Annotated in this window: 22 protein-coding genes; 11 read left to right on the top strand and 11 right to left on the bottom strand. The window is 63.8% G+C overall.

Annotation, left to right across the window (positions count from 1 at the left end):
- Position 1 precedes the first annotated feature (1 nt).
- On the bottom strand, positions 2-1,192 hold the full coding sequence (locus NGJ21_RS05580; protein ID WP_046786624.1) for a benzoate/H(+) symporter BenE family transporter: 1,191 nt from the start codon (positions 1,190-1,192) through the stop codon (positions 2-4).
- Between the two features lie 144 nt (positions 1,193-1,336).
- Between NGJ21_RS05580 and NGJ21_RS05575 the strand changes: the two genes are divergently transcribed.
- A complete protein-coding gene (locus tag NGJ21_RS05575) occupies positions 1,337-1,939 on the top strand; it encodes a glutathione S-transferase family protein (RefSeq protein ID WP_046786623.1) in 603 nt (200 codons plus the stop codon).
- 337 nt (positions 1,940-2,276) lie between these two features.
- Here NGJ21_RS05575 and NGJ21_RS05570 read toward each other — a convergent pair whose 3' ends face one another.
- The 5 genes from NGJ21_RS05570 to NGJ21_RS05550 all read right to left on the bottom strand — a co-directional run bounded on the left by NGJ21_RS05570 (position 2,277) and on the right by NGJ21_RS05550 (position 4,979).
- Positions 2,277-2,648 carry a glutaredoxin family protein gene (locus NGJ21_RS05570; RefSeq protein ID WP_115272898.1) on the bottom strand — a complete coding sequence of 124 codons (372 nt, stop codon included), beginning with the start codon at positions 2,646-2,648 and terminating at the stop codon, positions 2,277-2,279.
- 57 nt (positions 2,649-2,705) lie between these two features.
- Complete coding sequence (gene folE / locus NGJ21_RS05565; RefSeq protein WP_012313343.1) at positions 2,706-3,251, bottom strand: GTP cyclohydrolase I FolE; 546 nt, start codon at positions 3,249-3,251, stop codon at positions 2,706-2,708.
- A 70-nt stretch (positions 3,252-3,321) separates the two neighbouring features.
- The gene (locus tag NGJ21_RS05560) at positions 3,322-3,882 is read right to left on the bottom strand and encodes a Smr/MutS family protein (RefSeq protein WP_251961923.1); all 561 of its coding nucleotides are present in this window, start codon (positions 3,880-3,882) and stop codon (positions 3,322-3,324) included.
- A gap of 96 nt (positions 3,883-3,978) precedes the next feature.
- Entirely contained in the window at positions 3,979-4,299 is a 321-nt protein-coding gene (locus NGJ21_RS05555; RefSeq protein ID WP_046786621.1) for a hypothetical protein, read from the bottom strand.
- 89 nt (positions 4,300-4,388) lie between these two features.
- Positions 4,389-4,979, bottom strand: coding sequence for a cysteine hydrolase family protein (locus NGJ21_RS05550; protein WP_046786620.1), 591 nt, complete (start codon positions 4,977-4,979; stop codon positions 4,389-4,391).
- 179 nt (positions 4,980-5,158) lie between these two features.
- On the opposite strand from NGJ21_RS05550, the gene prmB reads away from it, so the two are divergent.
- Positions 5,159-6,067: a 50S ribosomal protein L3 N(5)-glutamine methyltransferase gene (prmB, locus tag NGJ21_RS05545; RefSeq protein WP_251961922.1), complete on the top strand. Its 909-nt coding sequence runs from the start codon at positions 5,159-5,161 to the stop codon at positions 6,065-6,067.
- Between the two features lie 82 nt (positions 6,068-6,149).
- Here prmB and NGJ21_RS05540 read toward each other — a convergent pair whose 3' ends face one another.
- Positions 6,150-6,938, bottom strand: coding sequence for a hypothetical protein (locus tag NGJ21_RS05540; RefSeq protein ID WP_125924360.1), 789 nt, complete (start codon positions 6,936-6,938; stop codon positions 6,150-6,152).
- Positions 6,939-7,019: 81 nt separating this feature from the next.
- On the bottom strand, positions 7,020-7,982 hold the full coding sequence (locus NGJ21_RS05535) for an alpha/beta hydrolase (RefSeq protein ID WP_115272895.1): 963 nt from the start codon (positions 7,980-7,982) through the stop codon (positions 7,020-7,022).
- 141 nt (positions 7,983-8,123) lie between these two features.
- Here NGJ21_RS05535 and aroC point away from each other — a divergent pair, with 141 nt between their 5' ends.
- From aroC to NGJ21_RS05520, 3 genes are all read left to right on the top strand, one after another.
- Positions 8,124-9,215: a chorismate synthase gene (gene aroC, locus NGJ21_RS05530; RefSeq protein ID WP_046786616.1), complete on the top strand. Its 1,092-nt coding sequence runs from the start codon at positions 8,124-8,126 to the stop codon at positions 9,213-9,215.
- Positions 9,216-9,364: 149 nt separating this feature from the next.
- Complete coding sequence (locus tag NGJ21_RS05525) at positions 9,365-10,519, top strand: MFS transporter (protein WP_502943489.1); 1,155 nt, start codon at positions 9,365-9,367, stop codon at positions 10,517-10,519.
- Entirely contained in the window at positions 10,519-11,055 is a 537-nt protein-coding gene (locus NGJ21_RS05520) for an oxidase (RefSeq protein WP_251961921.1), read from the top strand. The genes NGJ21_RS05525 and NGJ21_RS05520 overlap by 1 nt, the downstream gene beginning before the upstream one ends.
- Positions 11,056-11,172: 117 nt before the next feature.
- Here the strand turns inward: NGJ21_RS05520 and NGJ21_RS05515 are convergent, their stop codons facing one another.
- Positions 11,173-11,445, bottom strand: coding sequence for a DUF3509 domain-containing protein (locus tag NGJ21_RS05515; RefSeq protein ID WP_012313353.1), 273 nt, complete (start codon positions 11,443-11,445; stop codon positions 11,173-11,175).
- 269 nt (positions 11,446-11,714) lie between these two features.
- Between NGJ21_RS05515 and NGJ21_RS05510 the strand changes: the two genes are divergently transcribed.
- Positions 11,715-12,239, top strand: a complete 525-nt coding sequence (locus tag NGJ21_RS05510) for an ankyrin repeat domain-containing protein (RefSeq protein WP_196997674.1) — start codon at positions 11,715-11,717, stop codon at positions 12,237-12,239.
- 59 nt (positions 12,240-12,298) lie between these two features.
- Positions 12,299-12,829: a hypothetical protein gene (locus NGJ21_RS05505; RefSeq protein WP_115272889.1), complete on the top strand. Its 531-nt coding sequence runs from the start codon at positions 12,299-12,301 to the stop codon at positions 12,827-12,829.
- Between the two features lie 144 nt (positions 12,830-12,973).
- Here NGJ21_RS05505 and NGJ21_RS05500 read toward each other — a convergent pair whose 3' ends face one another.
- A complete protein-coding gene (locus tag NGJ21_RS05500) occupies positions 12,974-13,912 on the bottom strand; it encodes a ZIP family metal transporter (protein WP_119688487.1) in 939 nt (312 codons plus the stop codon).
- 126 nt (positions 13,913-14,038) lie between these two features.
- On the opposite strand from NGJ21_RS05500, the gene NGJ21_RS05495 reads away from it, so the two are divergent.
- The 4 genes from NGJ21_RS05495 to NGJ21_RS05480 all read left to right on the top strand — a co-directional run bounded on the left by NGJ21_RS05495 (position 14,039) and on the right by NGJ21_RS05480 (position 17,366).
- The gene (locus tag NGJ21_RS05495; RefSeq protein ID WP_039604611.1) at positions 14,039-14,233 is read left to right on the top strand and encodes a PLDc N-terminal domain-containing protein; all 195 of its coding nucleotides are present in this window, start codon (positions 14,039-14,041) and stop codon (positions 14,231-14,233) included.
- A 148-nt stretch (positions 14,234-14,381) separates the two neighbouring features.
- Entirely contained in the window at positions 14,382-16,454 is a 2,073-nt protein-coding gene (locus NGJ21_RS05490) for an LTA synthase family protein (RefSeq protein ID WP_237861048.1), read from the top strand.
- Between the two features lie 167 nt (positions 16,455-16,621).
- The gene (locus tag NGJ21_RS05485) at positions 16,622-16,858 is read left to right on the top strand and encodes a hypothetical protein (RefSeq protein WP_115272887.1); all 237 of its coding nucleotides are present in this window, start codon (positions 16,622-16,624) and stop codon (positions 16,856-16,858) included.
- Between the two features lie 175 nt (positions 16,859-17,033).
- On the top strand, positions 17,034-17,366 hold the full coding sequence (locus tag NGJ21_RS05480) for a ribonuclease E inhibitor RraB (protein ID WP_115272886.1): 333 nt from the start codon (positions 17,034-17,036) through the stop codon (positions 17,364-17,366).
- A 58-nt stretch (positions 17,367-17,424) separates the two neighbouring features.
- On the opposite strand, the gene NGJ21_RS05475 is transcribed toward NGJ21_RS05480, so the two are convergent.
- Positions 17,425-18,225, bottom strand: coding sequence for a c-type cytochrome (locus tag NGJ21_RS05475; RefSeq protein ID WP_115275442.1), 801 nt, complete (start codon positions 18,223-18,225; stop codon positions 17,425-17,427).
- Positions 18,226-18,421 lie beyond the last annotated feature (196 nt).

Genomic DNA, 18,421 nt, shown 5'->3' with positions numbered 1-18,421 from the left:
GTCAGGCCCTGCGCGGGTTGAGAATCAGCAGGGTCACCACCCCCGCTACAATCCCCCAGAATGCAGACCCGATCGAAAACAGGGTCAAGCCCGACGCCGTCACCATGAAGGTAATCAGCGCTGCCTCCCGCTCGCGCGCCTCGCTCATGGCCACCGTCAGGCCATTCATGATCGAGCCGAACAGCGCCAATGCCGCAATAGAAAGCACCAGCTCCTTGGGCAACGCAGCGAACAACGCCGCCAGCGTGGCGCCGAACACCCCGGCAATGCCGTAGAAAATCCCGCACCACACTGCCGCCGTATAGCGCTTGCTTGGGTCTTCATGGGCATGCGGCCCGGTGCAGATCGCTGCGCTGATGGCCGCCAGGTTGACGCCGTGCGAGCCGAACGGGGCCAGCAGCAGTGAGGCAAAGCCGGTGGTTGAGATCAATGGCGAAGCCGGTACCTGATAACCGTCGGCGCGCAACACGGCAACGCCCGGCATGTTTTGCGAGGTCATGGCCACCACGAACAGTGGAATGCCGATGCTGATGGTCGCGGCCAGCGAGAAGCTGGGCGTAGTCCACACCGGTGTGGCCACTTCCAGCCTGAAGCTGCTGAAGTCCAGCAAACCCAGTGCGCCGGACAGCGCCGTGCCCACCAGTAACGCTGCCAGCACGCAGTAGCGCGGCGACAGGCGTTTGACCAGCAGGTAACTGAAGAACATGCCCAGCACCAGCAGCGTGCGGTGCTGCGCTGCGACGAAGATTTCGCTGCCGATCTTGAACAGGATGCCGGCCAGCAATGCCGAGGCCAGTGATGCCGGGATGCGTTTGACCAGGCGTTCGAAGCTGCCGGTCAGGCCGCAGATGAGTACCAGCACGGCACAGGTGATGTAGGCACCGATCGCTTCGCCGTAGCTGACCCCGCCCAGGCTGGTGATCAACAGCGCAGCCCCGGGCGTCGACCAGGCCACGGTGATCGGCGTGCGGTAGCGCAGCGACAGGCCGATGCTGCAGACCGCCATGCCGATGGACAGGGCCCAGATCCACGACGAGATCTGCGCCGTGGAAAGGCCGGCGGCCTGGCCAGCCTGGAACATCAGCACCAGCGAGCTGGTGTAGCCGGTGAGCATGGCGATGAAGCCGGCGACGACGGCCGACGTTGAGCTGTCTGCCAGGGGCCGCAGGCGTGCGGAGGTGGCATCGGTCATGGGGTAAGTCCTTGTCCATGTGTAAGCAGTTTTTTCAGACTAACGCGCGTCGGGTTGATCCTTGCCATACAGCGGGCATTGCTTTTAGCCGTACAGTCGCCAACTATTGGGCACGAATGCGCAACTGCATGGGAGGGAGGGGCGATGTACAAAGTCTATGGCGACTACCAGTCGGGCAACTGTTACAAGGTCAAGCTGATGCTCAGCCTGCTGGACCGCCCTTATGAATGGCATCCGGTGGATATCCTCAAGGGGGGGACCGAAACGCCGGAATTTCTGGCGATGAACCCCAATGGCAAGGTGCCGGTGCTAAAGCTCGAGGACGGCACCTGCCTGTGGGAGTCCAACGCCATTCTCAATTTCCTGGCCGATGGCAGCGAGTACCTGCCCAGCGAGCCGCGTTTGCGTACCCAGGTGCTGCAGTGGCAGTTCTTCGAGCAGTACAGCCATGAGCCGTACATCGCCGTGGCGCGGTTCATCCAGTTTTACCTGGGTTTGCCTGACGAGCGCGTGGACGAATACCGCAAGCTGCACAAGGGCGGCTACAAGGCATTGAGGGTGATGGAGCGGCAGTTGCAGATGACGCCGTACCTGGTGGGCGAGCAATATTCGATTGCCGATGTGGCGTTGTATGCCTACACCCATGTGGCGCATCAGGGTGGGTTCGACCTGGCCGAGTACCCGGGTGTGCGAGCCTGGCTGGCCCGGGTGGCCGCGCATCCTCGGCATGTGCCGATGGTGGGCTGAGCAGGCCTCACAGGTTCCGTAGGAGCGGCCTCGTGTCGCGAAAGGGCTGCGAAGCGGCCCCAGGATATCGGTGGCGCCGCTGATATCCTGGGGCCGCTTTGCGGCCCTTCGCGACACAAGGCCGCTCCTACAGGCGTGAACAGCGACCTTGAGCGCTTCCAGTGTCATCACCACCTGGCTTTGTTCAGCGCGGCCATTTGCACCTTGCTGCGGGTAGGAGCGGCCTTGTGTCGCGAAAGGGCTGCGCAGCAGCCCCAGGATATCGGTGGCGCCGCTGATCTCCTGGGGCCGCTTTGCGGCCCTTCGCGACACAAGGCCGCTCCTACAAAAAACCGCCTCAGATACTCGCGAAGCGTTTGTCCAGGTAGGCAATGATTGCCTTGGACTCATACATCCAGGTCACGTTGCCTTGCTCTTCGATGCGCAAGCACGGCACTTTCACCCGGCCGCCACCTTCGAGCAGCGCCTGGCGGTGCTCTGGGTCGTTCTTGGCATCGCGCAATGCCACTGGCACGTTGAGGCGGTGCAGGGTGCGGCGGGTTTTCACGCAGAACGGGCACGCATGGAACTGGTACAGCGCAAGGCCCTTGGCCTGCTGCTCGACATGCGCCTGGGCCGCGGCATCGCGCTTGCGCTTGGCCGGGCGGCTGATCAGGTCGCCGATCACGATGAGCTGGCCGAGGCCGACCCGCAAGGCTTTGACGATCATCTGCAACTCCTGAAAATAAAAAGCCGACCCTCAGGGCCGGCTCGGGTCACGCGCCGATCATTTGATCAGGCCGAGGAACTCCATGCGCGTGGCCGGGTTGTCGCGGAATTCACCGAGCATCACCGAGGTGAGCATGGTCGAGTTCTGCTTCTCCACACCGCGCATCATCATGCACATGTGCTTGGCTTCGATAACCACCGCCACACCCGCAGCGCCGGTCACCTGTTGCACGGCCTCGGCGATCTGGCGGCTGAGGTTTTCCTGGATCTGCAGGCGGCGGGCGAACATGTCGACGATCCGCGCGACCTTGGACAGGCCCAGTACCTTGCCTTTGGGCAGGTAGGCCACGTGCGCCTTGCCGATAAACGGCAGCATGTGGTGTTCGCACATCGAATACAGCTCGATGTCCCGGACCAGCACCATTTCGCTGTTGTCGGAGGTGAACAGCGCGCCGTTGGTCACTTCTTCCAGCGTCTGCTCGTAACCGCGGCAAAGGTATTTCATGGCCTTTGCAGCCCGCTTGGGCGTGTCGAGCAGGCCCTCACGGGAGACGTCCTCGCCGATCTGGCTGAGGATCTCGGTGTAGTTCTGTTCCAGGGACATGTATCTACCTGTGGGAAAAAATCGCAAAAACGAAGGTTACGGCGGCAAAGCCTGCGCTGCAAGCGCGGCGTTACTCGTCGCGGCCTTCCATCATGGTTCGTTTGAGCATTACGTACACGGCACCGGTACCGCCGTGGCGGGCCTGGCAGGAGGCGAAACCGAGCACCTGCGGGTGCTGGCGCAGCCAGGTGTTGACGTGGCTCTTGATCATTGGCCGCTTGCCATCCAGGCGCGCGGCTTTGCCGTGGGTCACGCGCACGCAGCGTACTTCCAGCTTGTTGGCCTCGGCAATGAAGGCCCACAGGGTTTCGCGGGCCTTCTCGACAGTCATGCCGTGCAGGTCGAGGCTGCCCTCGAAGGCGATCTGGCCGAGCTTGAGCTTGCGCAGCTGGGTTTCCTGCACGCCGTCGCGGCGCCACATCAACTCGTCTTCGGCACCCACGTCGATGACGAACTGGTCGGACAGGCCGTCGATCACCAAGGTCTGGTCACTGCGCACGGTCGCCGCCTGGCGCAGGCCGGCCAGCTGCTTGCGGTCAGCCTTGGGTTTGCCGACCTCGGCACGGTCGTGCTTGATCGGCTTGACGCCGCGCACCTCGGCGCTGAACAGGGAAAAATCGTCGTCTTGCATGGTGCCTCCACGTGGGCGGCGTAGTTTACGCGATCAACCCTGTGGCGTCAGCAATGGCCCTGCCGCCGGCAGGGCCAAGGGGCTTCAGCACAGCCTTCAGTCGTGCTTTTTCATCAGGTGCGGCGACATGTTCAGCTCCCGACCGCGGCGCAGGCGAATGCGGCTGCGCCGCCAGAAGCGCACGCCCAGGTACAGGAGCACCAGCCCGACCACGCTCAGGGTAATCGAAAGCGGGCGGTTTGCATTGAGCTCGGCAAAGGCCGGGTAATTACCGAGCAGCCCGGCGACGCCGGCCATGGCCAGCAGCACACCGAACGTGGCCAGCAGCGCCGACAGGCCGGCGGCCAGGCGGGCGCCCCAGTTGCGTGGCTCGCGCTGGCGCAGGCGCTTGGCGTCGAAACTGCCTTTGAGCTTCATTCCGATTTCCTCTGTGGGCATCAGAAATTCGACCGGCAACCGGCCCCCGGGTTCCGCCCGGCTGCCGGGCGGTGGTCAGCTCGCCAGGCTCAGATCAGGCTGGCGGTGGGGGCGACGCAGGCGAAGTTGTCGGCCATTACGGCCATTTCGCACTCGTGAATCTGCGCAGCGGGAATCACGCGGTCTTTCAAGGCCAGGTCGCGGGTCGCCGAAGCGTCTTGCACCAGGGTGCAACGATAACCATAGTCCTTGGCCCGGCGCACGGTGGTGCTGACGCTGGAATGGCTCATGAAACCGCAGACGATCAGGTCCAGGTGCCCCAGCTCCTGCAGGGTTTCGTGCAGCTTGGTGTTCTTGAACGCGTTGGGCATGCGTTTTTCGATGATTATTTCACCGTCGTGTGGCTCCAGCCCCGGGATGAATTCACCGGCAGGGCCTTGCGGGTCGAAGCGACCGCCGACGGTACCGAGGTGGCGGACGTGGATGATCGGACGGCCGGCCTTGCGGGCGGCGTCGAGCAACCTGGCGATGTTGGCCACGGCCTCGTCCATGCCCGACAGCGCGAGCGGACCACTGAGGTACTCTTTTTGCGCATCGATGACGATCAGGCTGGCTTGGCTCAGCTTGGCCGGCGGGTAATCGCGGCCAGTGAGGCGGAACATCGTGGTTGGAACGGACATCAAGGGCTCCTTGGAAGGGCTTTTGTATACCTATTCTCCCTTGCCTTGGCGCCAATGGGAATGGTTGACATCGAAACCGGCGCAGTTACTGGCCTGTGGCTACCCGCTGGGCGATCCGCAGGAACATTTGTGCGGTGCGGGCTGTTAGACTTTTGTCCAGATCTGAATAGGAGTACCCCGTGATCACATCTCGTCTGCGCACCTTGCGCGACCACATCCGCTGGGCGGTCAGCCGCTTCCACGAGCACGAGCTGTTTTTCGGCCACGGTGCCGACAATGCCTGGGATGAAGCCCGCCTGCTGGTGCTGGGCGCCGTGCACCTGCCGTGGGAAATCGCCGACAGCTACCTGGATTGCCAGCTCGAGGACGACGAGCGTGTACGCCTGCAGCACCTGCTCAAGCGCCGTATCGAAGACCGTGTACCCACTGCCTACCTGCTGGGTGAGGCGTGGTTCTGCGGCATGTCGTTCATCGTTGACGAGCGTGTGCTGGTACCGCGTTCGCCAATCGGCGAGCTGATCGAAAAACGCTTCGAGCCATGGCTGGCCAACGAGCCTGCGCGCATTCTCGACCTGTGCACGGGCTCCGGTTGCATCGGTATCGTGGCGGCCGAGGTGTTCCCCGAGGCCGAGGTGGTATTGGCCGACCTGTCCTTCGAAGCGCTCGAAGTGGCCAACCAGAACATCGAACGCCATGGCCTGGACGAGCGGGTATTCACGGTACAGGGTGACGGCTTCGCGGGCCTGCCGGGGCAGCGCTTCGACCTGATCCTGTCCAACCCGCCGTATGTCGATGCCGAGGACTTCGGCGACATGCCGGCCGAGTATCACCATGAGCCGGAGATGGGCCTGGCCTGCGGCAGCGATGGCCTGGACCTGGTGCGGCGCATGCTGGCCGAGGCGGCCGAGCACCTGACCGAGAAGGGCCTGCTGATTGTCGAGGTGGGCAATAGCCAGGTGCATGTCGAGGCGCTGTACCCGGAGGTCGACTTCGCCTGGCTGGACTTCGAGCGCGGTGGGCATGGGGTGTTCATGCTGACGGCGGAGCAGTGCCGGCAACATCATGAGCTGTTCAAGGCCCGCGTTTGACCGGGGCTTGATGGGGTGGGGCATGCCTTGCGTTGCACGGTCTCAAAGCCGCTGTAGCACCCATGGCATGCGCCCACTTGCTCTAGCGGGTGGCAATCCAGATCAACAACCCAGCCTGGAACACCGCAAACGCCACCAGGCAGGTAATGGTAAAGCGCAGCCCGCTGTCCTCGCGCTGGTACTTGGCCACCCGCTCATCGCGCTCGCGCAGTTGCGCCTCCTTCTCCAGAAGGTTCTGCTCGGCCTGCTGCAGCATCCCGGCCGCCTCGAGCATGGCCACCCGCTGCACCTTCTCACTGTTCCAGCCGCCCTTGAGCTGGCCCACCGTGGCTTCGACCGTGCGGCCTTTGAGGTGCTGCCCGTCGGCGTACTCCACCTCGATGCCGGTCGCGCTCAGGAAGCGGTCGCGGCGCAGGCGCGTGTCTTCGTTCAGGGCATCCTTGTTTGGCAGCGCCATGCCTTCGATGTGGTAGTGCGACCATTTGCGCTGCAGCCACTGCACGGCCTGGGCCAGCATGAAACGCCCCAGGCCGCGGTTCAGTGGCTCCAGCTGCAGGCCGCTGTCGCTGCCGATGCTCACCCGCCGCTCAAGGTGGTCAACCCGCACATCCAACTGGTTCTGCTCTTTGCGCACCTTCTGCCCGGGCAGGCGGATTTCCATGCGCAGCAGGCTGTGCGCCTTGTCGTGGCGCTCGGCATGGCCGAACTCGACGAAACGCAGCGGCCGCGCGCCGCTGTTGCGGTCGGTGGGCAGCGGCGCCAGGCGCAGCAACTGAAAGTGTTCTACTGCCAGGTCAGCCCAGGGCAGCGCTGGGCTGTCCGGGGCTTGCGGCTCTTCGGCCGGCTCTACGGCGGCGGGGGCGTCGGTCATCAGGGCGTTCTCACATACAAGCCAATACCGAGCTTATCGGCCGTATCGCCCAGGACCTGAGGCCATTGTGCGGCGATCTCCTCAGGCTGAGGGCAATTGATGAATGAACGTCACCACCCGCTCACCCAGCTCACGGGCCAGCGGCAGTTCAGGGTTCAGGTAGCTGTCGCGCTGCTCGCTCATGGCCTTGGGGCTGATGCGCAGCATGTGGTTCATGCCGTCGATCAGTACCAGTTGGGCATCGGGTTTGGCCGCCTTCAGGCGCTGGGCATCGGCCACATCCACCTGCACGTCGTTGCGGCCCTGGATGATCAGCGCAGGCATCGGCAGGCGGGCGAAGGCCTTGGCCGGGTCCTGACGGAACAGTGAGATCAGGTAGGGCTGCACGCTGGGGCGGAATACCTGGCGCAGAGGGGCGGGGACATCCAGGCTGGTCTGCCCGGCCTGCAGGCGGTCGAGCAGGGCGCTGCTGCGGGCCAGTTGCGCGGGCGGCATGCGTTGCGCCAGTTGTTCGCGCAGCACATCGGCGATGGGCCGGCCGCTGCCGGCGAGGGTGATGACGGCGCTGGCGCCGGCCTGCTCGGCGGCCAGGCTGGCAATCAGTGCCCCTTCGCTGTGGCCGACCAGTATCAGCGGGCCGAAGCGCGGGTCGGCCTTGAGCTTGCGGCTCCAGGCCACCACGTCGGCGACGTAGCGCTCGACACTGAGGTCGCGCTCATCGGGTGTGGCCGGCAGGCTGGCGGCCACGCCGCGCTTGTCGTAGCGCACGCTGGCAATGCGCTCATTGGCCAGCAGCAGCGCCAGGCGTTTGAGGTTGTCGATACGCCCCGAGGCCGGGTTGTTGCCATCGCGGTCGGTAGGGCCGGAGCCGGCGATGATCAACACCACAGGGGGCGGGGTGGCCTGTTGCGGCAACAGCAGGCTGCCATGCAGCACACCCTGGCCGGTGTCCAGGTCGATAGGGCGTTGCAGGACGGTGGGTGAGGCTGCCTGGGCAAGGCCGGTGCACAGCAGGAGGAAGAAAGCGACGAAGCGCGGCATCAGGCGGTACTACATGGGGAGATGAGCGTTTGACCCAATGTTCATGGGAAGGTTCTGCAGCCCCCCGGAGCGGGCAAGCATTCCTTGTGAAATTTTCCGTATACTGCTCCCCTCGTTCACTTCAGGCAGACTCGCGGAGCGTCCATGTCCGGCAATACCTACGGCAAGCTGTTCACTGTCACCACCGCTGGCGAAAGCCATGGCCCGGCGTTGGTCGCCATTGTCGATGGCTGCCCTCCGGGCCTGGAAATCTCCCTCGCCGACCTGCAACACGACCTCGACCGGCGCAAGCCCGGCACCAGCCGGCACACCACTCAGCGCCAGGAACCGGACGAGGTGGAAATCCTCTCCGGTGTGTTCGAAGGCCGTACCACCGGCTGCTCGATCGGCCTGCTGATCCGCAACACCGACCAGAAGTCCAAGGACTACTCGGCGATCAAGGACCTGTTCCGCCCGGCCCACGCCGACTACACCTACCACCACAAGTACGGCATCCGCGACTACCGCGGCGGTGGCCGCAGCTCGGCCCGCGAAACCGCCATGCGCGTGGCGGCCGGCGCCATCGCCAAGAAGTACCTGGCCACCCAGGGCATCCAGGTGCGCGGCTACATGAGCCAGCTGGGGCCGATCGAAATCCCCTTCAAGACCTGGGATTCGGTGCAGGACAACGCCTTCTTCAGCCCCGACCCGGCCAAGGTGCCGGAGCTTGAGGCCTACATGGACCAGCTGCGCCGCGACCAGGACTCGGTCGGGGCGAAGATCACCGTGGTGGCCGAGGGCGTGATGCCGGGCCTGGGCGAGCCGATCTTCGACCGCCTGGACGCGGAACTGGCCCATGCGCTGATGAGCATCAACGCGGTCAAGGGTGTTGAAATCGGTGCCGGCTTCGCCAGCATCGCCCAGCGCGGCACCGAGCACCGCGACGAGCTGACCCCCGAAGGCTTCCTCAGCAATAACGCGGGCGGGATCCTGGGCGGTATCAGCTCTGGCCAGCCGATCGTCGCCCACCTGGCGCTCAAGCCGACCTCCAGCATCACCGTGCCGGGCCGCTCCATCGACGTGGACGGCAACCCGGTCGACGTCATCACCAAGGGCCGTCACGACCCGTGCGTTGGCATTCGCGCCACGCCGATCGCCGAAGCGATGATGGCCATCGTGCTGATGGATCACCTGTTGCGTCACCGGGCGCAGAATGCCGAGGTGAAGGTCGCAACGCCGGTTCTGGGCCAGCTCTGATTCGTCTGTACCGGCCCTATCGCCGGCAAGCCGGCTCCCACACGGGCAGCATGGGCGCCGGCTTGAACCGGCTCCACAGGTGCAGTGTAGGAGCCGGCTTGCCGGCGATAGGGCCGGTACTGGCAATACCCCATTCTGGCTGAGCCCTGATGAACCCAATCCCCTACTGGCGACTGTCCAGCTTCTACCTTTTCTACTTCGCTCTGCTGGGTTCGACAGCCCCGTTCCTGGCCCTTTACTTCGACCACCTCGGCTTCCCCCCGGCGCGTATTGGCGAGCTGGTAGCCATCCCCATGCTGATGCGCTGCATCGCCCCCAACCTGTGGGGCTGGCTGGGTGACCGCAGCGGCCAGCGGCTGCTGATCGTGCGCCTCGGCGCGCTGTGTACCCTGGCCACCTTTTCGCTGATCTTCTTCGGCAAGAGCTACGCCTGGCTGGCGCTGGTAATGGCCCTGCACGCGTTCTTCTGGCATGCGGTACTGCCGCAGTTCGAGGTCATCACCCTGGCCCACCTGCACGGGCAGACGGCGCGCTACAGCCAGGTGCGCCTGTGGGGCTCGATCGGTTTCATCCTCACCGTGGTCGGCCTTGGGCGGTTGTTCGAATGGCTGAGCCTGGATATCTACCCGGTCGCCCTGGTGACCATCATGGCGAGCATCGTCGCGGCCAGCCTGTGGGTGCCCAATGCCCAGCCGGTGGAGCAGGGCGAGCGGCGCGACGCGGGCGGCTTCCTGCGCCAGTTGCGGGCGCCCGGGGTGGTTGCCTTCTACCTGTGCGTGGCCTTGATGCAGCTCAGCCACGGGCCTTACTACACCTTCCTCACGTTGCACCTGGAGCACCTGGGCTACAGCCGCGGCGCCATCGGCCTGCTGTGGGCGCTGGGGGTGGTGGCCGAAGTGCTGATCTTCATGGCCATGAGCCGCATCTTCACGCGCTTCAGCGTGCAGCAGGTGCTGCTGGCCAGCTTCCTGCTGGCCGCCCTGCGCTGGCTGCTGCTGGGCAACCTGGCGGGCGAGCCGGGCGTGCTGATCTTCGCCCAGGTGCTGCACGCCGCCACGTTCGGCTGCTTCCATGCTGCCTCCATCGCGTTCGTCCAGGCCAGTTTCGGCGCCCGTCAGCAAGGCCAGGGCCAGGCATTGTATGCGGCGCTGTCGGGCACCGGCGGTGCGCTGGGGGCGTTGTATTCGGGCTACAGCTGGAAGCTGCTGGGCCCCACCTTCACCTTTGGTATGGCCAGCGCCGCAGCGCTCGCGGCAGCCGTTATCATTGCCACTCGTTTGAAATCGACCAGGACCTGCCGCTGATGAGCATCCTCTGTGTATTCCACCCGTCCAGCCCGGCCTTGCCGAACAAGGTACTGACCCACCACGACGACATCGCCGCAACGCTGGCAGAGCAGGGCGTGCGTTTTGACCACGCTGCGCTGGCGCTGCGCATACGGCCAGGCAGCAGCCAGGATGAGGTCATGAGCGCCTGCCGCGAACACCTTGACCGGTTGATGACTGCCCAAGGCTGCGCAGCGTTCAGTGTGCTCAACCGCGACGGTGCCGACCCGGCACAAGTCGACCTGCGTGATGAGCATGTGCATGACGTTGATGAAGTGTTTGCCGTGGTCACAGGTCGCGCCCAGGTCGGGCTTCGCCTGGGTGACTATGTGTATGCGCTGGTGTGTGAAAAAGGCGACCAGCTGGTGATCCCGGCAGGGTGCCGGCGCTGGGTGGAGCTGGGGGACAACCCGTTCTGCCTGGCGCTGCGACTCTATGCCAGTGAGCAGGGTATGCAGCCGCGCTTTACCGGGGACGATACGGCGCGTGCGTACGCTGGGATCGACGAGTTCTAGTGTCCGCTCCGGCCCCTCGCGGGCAAGCCTGAGCCTACAGGTACCCCGCCATCCCTAAGGGCAATGCAGTACCTGTGGGCGCAGGTTTACCCGCGAAGCGGCCGGTGCAGACAAAACTCAACGGTAGGTCGGCAGCGCGAATCGTTGCTGGCTCTGCAGCATCGAGATCACCGGCAGTTCACTGGCTTGCTCGGCCAGGTCGCGGCGAATGGCGCTGATCGCCCAGGACAGCTGTTCGGCGCTGTGCAGTTGCCCGTAGGTCAGCACACGGCGGGTAACCCTGCCATCGGTGGCACGCAGCGTCAGCAGGATGCCGCCATCGGGGCGAGGCTGGGTGGTGACCTGGTAGGCCGAGAACACCGAGACGAACTTTTCCTGAATGAGGTCCATATCAACTCCTGACTGATTTGGTGGGCAGACGTGAGTTGATAGGTGCAGTGAACGTGCCAAAACTTGATTCTGATAAAAATCCTTTAATTTCAAGGCCTTGAGGTTGCTTCGGGGAGGGTGGTGCCGTGCAGGCTGCATGGTCGTGCATTTTGCACAGTGCATTTTGCACGAGCCGGCCGGTGGCTATCGGCGCTATAGATTCTGAACCTTTGACCTGCCGGGCTTGCCTGACAAACACTTGGGCAATCTTTTCTGCCAGGAGGTTCCAGATGTCTGAACAACAAGCACCCGCCGCCATGACCGATGATGAGACCGCGGCATTTGCCGAGCAGGTCTTCGAGTGCGCCCGCCAGGGGGATGCCAAGATGCTCGAGCGTCTTTTGGCCAGTGGCTTGCCAGCCAATCTGCGCAACCACAAAGGCGACACGCTGCTGATGCTGGCCAGCTACCACGGCCACCATGATGCGGTCCGCGTATTGCTGAGCCAGGGTGCTGACCCGCTGGTTGCCAACGACAACGGCCAGCTTCCGATCGCGGGTGCGGCGTTCAAGGGTGACCTGGCGATGATCCGGCTGTTGCTGGAAAACGGCGTGCCGGTCGACGCTGCTGCGCAGGACGGGCGTACTGCACTGATGCTGGCGGCGATGTTCAACCGTGTAGAGATTCTCGACTACCTGCTGGCCCAAGGCGCCGACCCGGCACACCAGGATGCGCGCGGCGCCACCGCGCTGATGGCGGCGCACACCATGGGCGCAGCCGATACCGCAGCGCGCCTGCAGGCGCTGGCCGGCTAACTGCCTGGGGGCATTTGCGGCTATCCTTGGCGACTTTTCACCCGTCGCAGGCCCCCTTCATGAAAAACCAGTTGCTCGAATTCATCAGCCTCATCGGCGCCGGCTGCATGCGCGATGAAGACATCGAGCGCATCGCCGACGAGGCCGCGCAGGCCTACGCCGACCCCGCCGCCTTCCTCGCCGCCAACCCGGACATCAACTACGACGACAGCTTCCCGATCCCGCTGGGCGAGTGGGTGGTGCTTGGCAGCCTGCCGGACACCGTGGTGTTCCAGGCCGACAGCTATCAGGAGTTGTTCCAGCACATCAGCGATTCGTTCGACAAGAGCGTGCCGTTCACCCTCAAGCCCAAGCAGCTGGCGCGTACCGAGCCGTTGACGGCGCTCAACCGCATCCAGGTGCAGATGGCCGCGCTGAACAAAGAGGCCGGTGGTTATGTGCTGCTCAACTTCAGCCAGTTGCTCGATGATGAGTTGCAGGTGGTGATGGTTGGCAAAAACGACCTGGCGCGTGTGCTGGAGCTGGGTGCTGAACTGGGTATCAAGGTAGAGCCGGCCTTAGAGGCGCTCAAGGTGGCCGTTCACAGCTGAATCGCCTGTAGGAGCGGCCTTGTGTCGCGAATGGGCCGCAAAGCGGCCCCAAGATTCAGCAGCGCAACACAAATTGTTGGGTCTGCTGCGCAGCCCCTTCGCGACACGAGGCCGCTCCTACAAGAGCGGCGTCGGTAAGTCGTTTCAACCCAGCGCAGTATCCAGAAACATCATCACCGCAAACCCGCCCATCACCCCCAGCGTCGCTGCCGTCTGGTGCCCATTGCGGTGGGTTTCGGGTATCACCTCGTGGGACACCACGAACAGCATCGCCCCCGCCGCCAGCCCCATGCTGATGGGGTAGGCGAGGGCGAAACCAGTGGAAATCCCCAGCCCGATCACCGCGCCCAACGGCTCCATCAGGCCCGAGCCAATCGCCACCAGCGCGGCCTTGAAGTTGGACAACCCGGTTGCGCGCAAGGCCAGCGCCACGGCCAGGCCCTCGGGGATGTCCTGAATGGCGATGGCGCTGGTCAGCGGCAGGCCGACATTCATGTCGCCATTGGCAAAGCTCACGCCAATAGCCATGCCCTCTGGCAGGTTGTGCAGGGTGATCGCCAGCACGAACAGCCATACCCGGCTGATGCGCTCGGCCTCAGGGCCGCAGGGGCCGGTGCTTTCGTGTTCGTGCGGGGTGAAGCGGTCGAGCCCGAGCATCAGCAGCACACCCAGGCCCATGCCCAGCACCACGGTAAAAGCGGCGGCCGGGCCGTTGCCGGTAATTTCGCGGGCAGCCTCAAGGCCGGGCAATATCAATGAAAACGAACTGGCGGCCAGCATCATGCCGGCCGCAAAGCCCAGCATCACATCCTGGCTGCGGGCACTGACATCGCGCAGCACCACGGCCAGTACTGCGCCCAAGGCCGTGGCGCCGAAGCCGGACAGGCCACCGAGCAGCGCCAGGTGCAGGCTGTCGGCATGCTCGCCGTTGACGGCGTTCCAGAAACTCGCCGCCAGCAGCACGATGACCGCCAGCAAGCTCACGCCCAGCCCCGCGCTGAGCCACGGGGTATTGACTGCCTGCTGGCGCCAGGCACTCAACAACGAGGGCGAGGCGGGGGTTTGAGTCTGGGCTGGGGGCATGCGAACCTCGGATCTGTGAATGCTTGCAGTCTACCCAGTGACCAGCAGGGCAGGCCAAGGATTCCCTTCTATCGACCTGATAGCTGATTATGCTCAGCCACACTGACTGTCAACGGGGGTTTTGCCATGGGTTCGACGTTCAACGGGCTGGTTGGCCTGATCATTCTGGCGCTGGATATCTGGGCAATCCTCAATGTGATCAAGAGTGGCCGGGAGGTGGGGGTCAAGGTGCTGTGGATACTGCTGATCGCCCTGCTGCCGGTGATCGGCCTGGTGATCTGGGCCATTGCCGGTCCCAGGGGCAATGTGCGGCTTGGATAGGGGCATTTTGCTGGCGCAGACAAAACCAGCAACAGCCCCGTGACAAAATTTTCACATTGGTTTAAACAGAATCCGCACCCGCACAATGCTGCGTTGGTCTAGCGCCGGCGCCATCCCGCAAACACGCAATCCTAGGACCTTCCCATTCATGGCTAACACGGATGCCTTGAAGCAACAGGGCGCGCGAGCCTTCTCGCCGACCTTGAAATCGCACTTGGCCTATACGCTGCTCAGTGCCCTGGTGATCATGCTGATGCTCAGCCTGGTGCGCCTCGCGCTGCTGGTCTACAACAGTGACATGATCGGCGACACCCCTTATTCCACCGTTGCCGAAGGCTTGTTCAACGGTTTGCGCTTCGACCTGCGCGTGGTGGTGTACCTGAGCATCCCGTTGCTGCTGGCAACGCTGAGCCCATGGGCCATGGCCCGGCGTGGCCTGTTCCGCTTCTGGCTGACCATCACCGCGAGCGTGGTGATGTTCCTCGGCCTGATGGAGCTGGACTTCTACCGCGAGTTCCACCAGCGCCTCAACGGCCTGGTCTTCCAGTACATCAAGGAAGACCCGAAGACCGTGATGAGCATGCTCTGGTACGGCTTCCCGGTGGTCCGCTACCTGCTGGCCTGGCTGTTCGGCACCTGGCTGCTGAGCCTGCTGTTCAAGGGCATCGACCGCCTGACCCGTGGTGTAGGTGGCAATGGCGTTACCGTGCAGCGCAGTGTTGCGCCGTGGTATCACCGCCTGGCCGTGTTCATGGTGATCCTGCTGGTGGCTGTGGTTGCCGCCCGTGGCACCCTGCGCCAGGGCCCGCCCATGCGCTGGGGCGATGCCTTCACCACTGATTCCAACTTCGTCAACCAGCTGGGCCTCAACGGTACCCTGACGCTGATCGACGCTGCCAAGAGCCGTTTCGGCGAGGACCGTGCCAACATCTGGAAGCCGGTGCTGGAGCAGAACCTGGCCACGCAGACCGTGCGTGAACATCTCCTGACCCCTTACGACACGCTGGTCGATGCCGACGAGGCCGCCGTGCGCCGTGACTTCGTGCCGCCGGCCGAAGGTACCTTGCCGGTCAAGAACGTCGTGGTGATCCTCATGGAGAGCTTCGCCGGCCATTCGGTAGGCGCCCTGGGCAGCCCGAACAACATCACCCCGTACTTCGACAAGCTGGCCAAGGAGGGGCTGTTGTTCGACCGCTTCTTCTCCAACGGCACCCATACCCACCAGGGCATGTTCGCTACCATGGCCTGCTTCCCGAACCTGCCGGGCTTCGAATACCTGATGCAGACCCCGGAAGGCGGCCACAAGCTGTCGGGCCTGCCGGCGCTGTTGAGCGCCCGTGACTACGACGATGTGTACGTCTACAACGGTGATTTCGCCTGGGACAACCAGTCCGGTTTCTTCGGCAACCAGGGCATGACCACCTTCATCGGCCGCAACGACTTCGTCGACCCGGTGTTCTCCGACCCGACCTGGGGCGTTTCCGACCAGGACATGTTCGACCGTGGCAACGAGGAGCTGGCCAAGCACGATGGCAAGAAGCCGATCTACGCGCTGCTGCAGACGCTGTCCAACCACACCCCGTATGCCTTGCCCAAGGACCTGCCGGTCGAGAAGGTCACCGGCCAGGGCCGCCTGGACGAGCACCTGACCGCCATGCGCTACTCCGACTGGGCGCTGGGCCAGTTCTTCGAGAAGGCGCGCAAGGAGCCGTACTTCAAGGACACCCTGTTCGTCATCGTTGGCGACCATGGTTTTGGCAACCACCAGCAGATCACCGAACTGGACCTGGGCCGCTTCAACGTGCCGCTGCTGCTGATCGCGCCGGGCATCCAGGAGAAGTTCGGTGCGCTCAACCACACCGTGGGCACCCAGGTCGACATCGTGCCGACCATCATGGGCCGCCTGGGTGGCCAGGCACGGCACCAGTGCTGGGGCCGCGACCTGCTCAACCTGCCTGAGGGCGACCAGGGCATCGGTATGATCAAGCCGTCGGGCAGCGAGCAGATCGTTGGCCTGGTGCAGGGTGACCGCATCCTCATCGAGTCCAAGGACATGACCCCGCGCCTGTACCGCTACCAGCTGGGCAGCGAGTTCAAGGCCGAGCTGATCGAAAGCCCCGACCAGCCGCAAATGCTCAAGCAGCTTGAAGCGTATATCCAGACCGCGACCAAGAGCCTGCTCGACAACACGGCCGGTGTGGTGCACGGTACACCGAAGTAACTTGCAAACAGGGCCGCCTGGCGGCCCATCGCCGGCAAGCCGGCTCCCACAAGATGGCGCCGGCCTGCGGTCACCAGTGGCTGCAACTGACTGAACAAATCGCCCGGCCCACGGTCAAGCATTAACAGGCATCACCCCCGGTGTTCTCTGCTTGAGAGGGCTATTCAATGAAAGAGTGGGAAGTCATCTTTGCCGACCAGAAAGGCGAGCCAACCACGCTGCTGATGCACGGTGAACTGTGCCCCAGCGAGGAAGAGGCGGCCAAGGCCATTCGTTCGCATCTTTTCCCGGTCATGGATGAGCTGGACCTCAACGACTTCCAGGACCGTGCCCTATCCCCCACGGCACGTTGGCTCAAGGAGCAGAACGGCGTAGTCATCACCCGTATCCAGGAATCTTCCTGACCCGCACGGTTGGCGTGGTGCCGCGCAAGGCACTACGCTAGTGGGAGGTGTTGGCCTGTTCTGCGGGGCTGCACCTGTAAATTCGCGTCTTGCATCAGCTCGAACTGCACGGCAATGCCGGCAGGTGCGTAGTGCACGGAAAGTCTATCCATTGCTTTATTCAGGAGGACGATTCATGAGCAGCCAGAACGACGATATCAGCAGCAATGTCCTGCGTCAGATGAAAGCTGGCGGTTTCGACTTCACCCGTATCCACCCCATCGAGTTCTACGCGGTATTTCCAGATGAAGCCGGCGCGCGACGCGCGGCCGGGCAGTTTCGCGGTGAGTCTCTCAATGCTCAGGTGCGAGAACGGGATGATGGTGTGTGGCACCTGGAACTGAGCAAGATCATGTATGCCACCTATGGTGGTATCGGGGACTTCGAAGAGGCCTTCGAGCAGGTCGTGTCACCCTATGGCGGCGAGGTAGAGGGGTGGGGCGTCAAGCAGGAACGGCCGACAGCCTGAACCCCCCTGGGGTTGCCTTGCAGCCCGATCCAATCGCCGGCCACCCGGCGATTGGCCTTCAAGGCCTACGCTTGGCCATATGCCCCAGGTAAGCCAGCAAGGCATCCAGTTCTTCTTCACTCAAAACACTTTCGGCAAACCCCGGCATGCGCGCCTGTGGCCACTGCCTCAGGCTTTGCGGGTCACGAATGTACTGGCGCAGGAACCCCGGCTGGAAATACTCGGTCGGGTTGTGCGGCATGTTCAGGTCCGGGCCGAACTGGGCATCCCCCGCACCGTTGAGCCGGTGACAGGCCAGGCAGTTCTGCTGGAACAGGGCAAAGCCCTGGCGCACCGGGCCTTCGGCCGGCAGCTTCGGGTCAGGGAGCAGCGCCGGGAAGCGTTGTTCCACCGCCGCCAGGCGGCGGATGGTGGCAATCTGGAACGGCCATTGCTCGGGGCGGATGCCGCTTGCCTGGGGGGCGGTCCACACCAGGTAGAACGGCCCGGCGCTTGGCTTGCCGTTGCCCAGTGCCGGCCACGGTGCGGCGGGGTCCTCGATGGCCAGCCAGGCGCGCGCCGGGCCCTCCTGCAGCAACGGCGCAGCCGGCATTTCGGCAGCGAAACCGTCCAGCGCCACGGCCTGCAGGTGGTCATCTGCCTTTATGCCTTGTAACAGCGTGGCCAAGGGCACCGCGCGGTAACGCATGGGCCGTTTATAGGACACGTCCTGCTCGATGTTTATTTCGCGTGCTTGCGGCATGCGCAGCAAATCGGCGCTGTCCAGAGTGCGCGACGAGCCGTCGAGTTCCAGGTGCAGTTGGGCCGCCGAAAGGGGCAGGCTCAGAAGAAGGGCTAGCAGGGCAAAACCTAGGCGCATGAGCATTCTCCGACCGTCATGGCCGGCAGGTTACCTGTGCGTTGCCCCTTGAGGCCACTGCCATCGTCATCCGAACAAACGTGTCAGGTTCGGCAAGATCAACAGCAACGTCGTGGCGAATAAAATGAGCCCAGCTTGGCGAAGTTTCGATTGTCTGAACATGGCGGACCGCCTTCTTGTTGTTATTCCTGAATAC

This window comes from Pseudomonas sp. Marseille-Q5299 (genome assembly GCF_943737035.1).
Lineage (GTDB): Bacteria > Pseudomonadota > Gammaproteobacteria > Pseudomonadales > Pseudomonadaceae > Aquipseudomonas > Aquipseudomonas putida_E.
The sequence above is the reverse complement of the archived record's forward strand: the minus strand, read 5'-3'. Positions and strand labels throughout refer to the sequence as shown.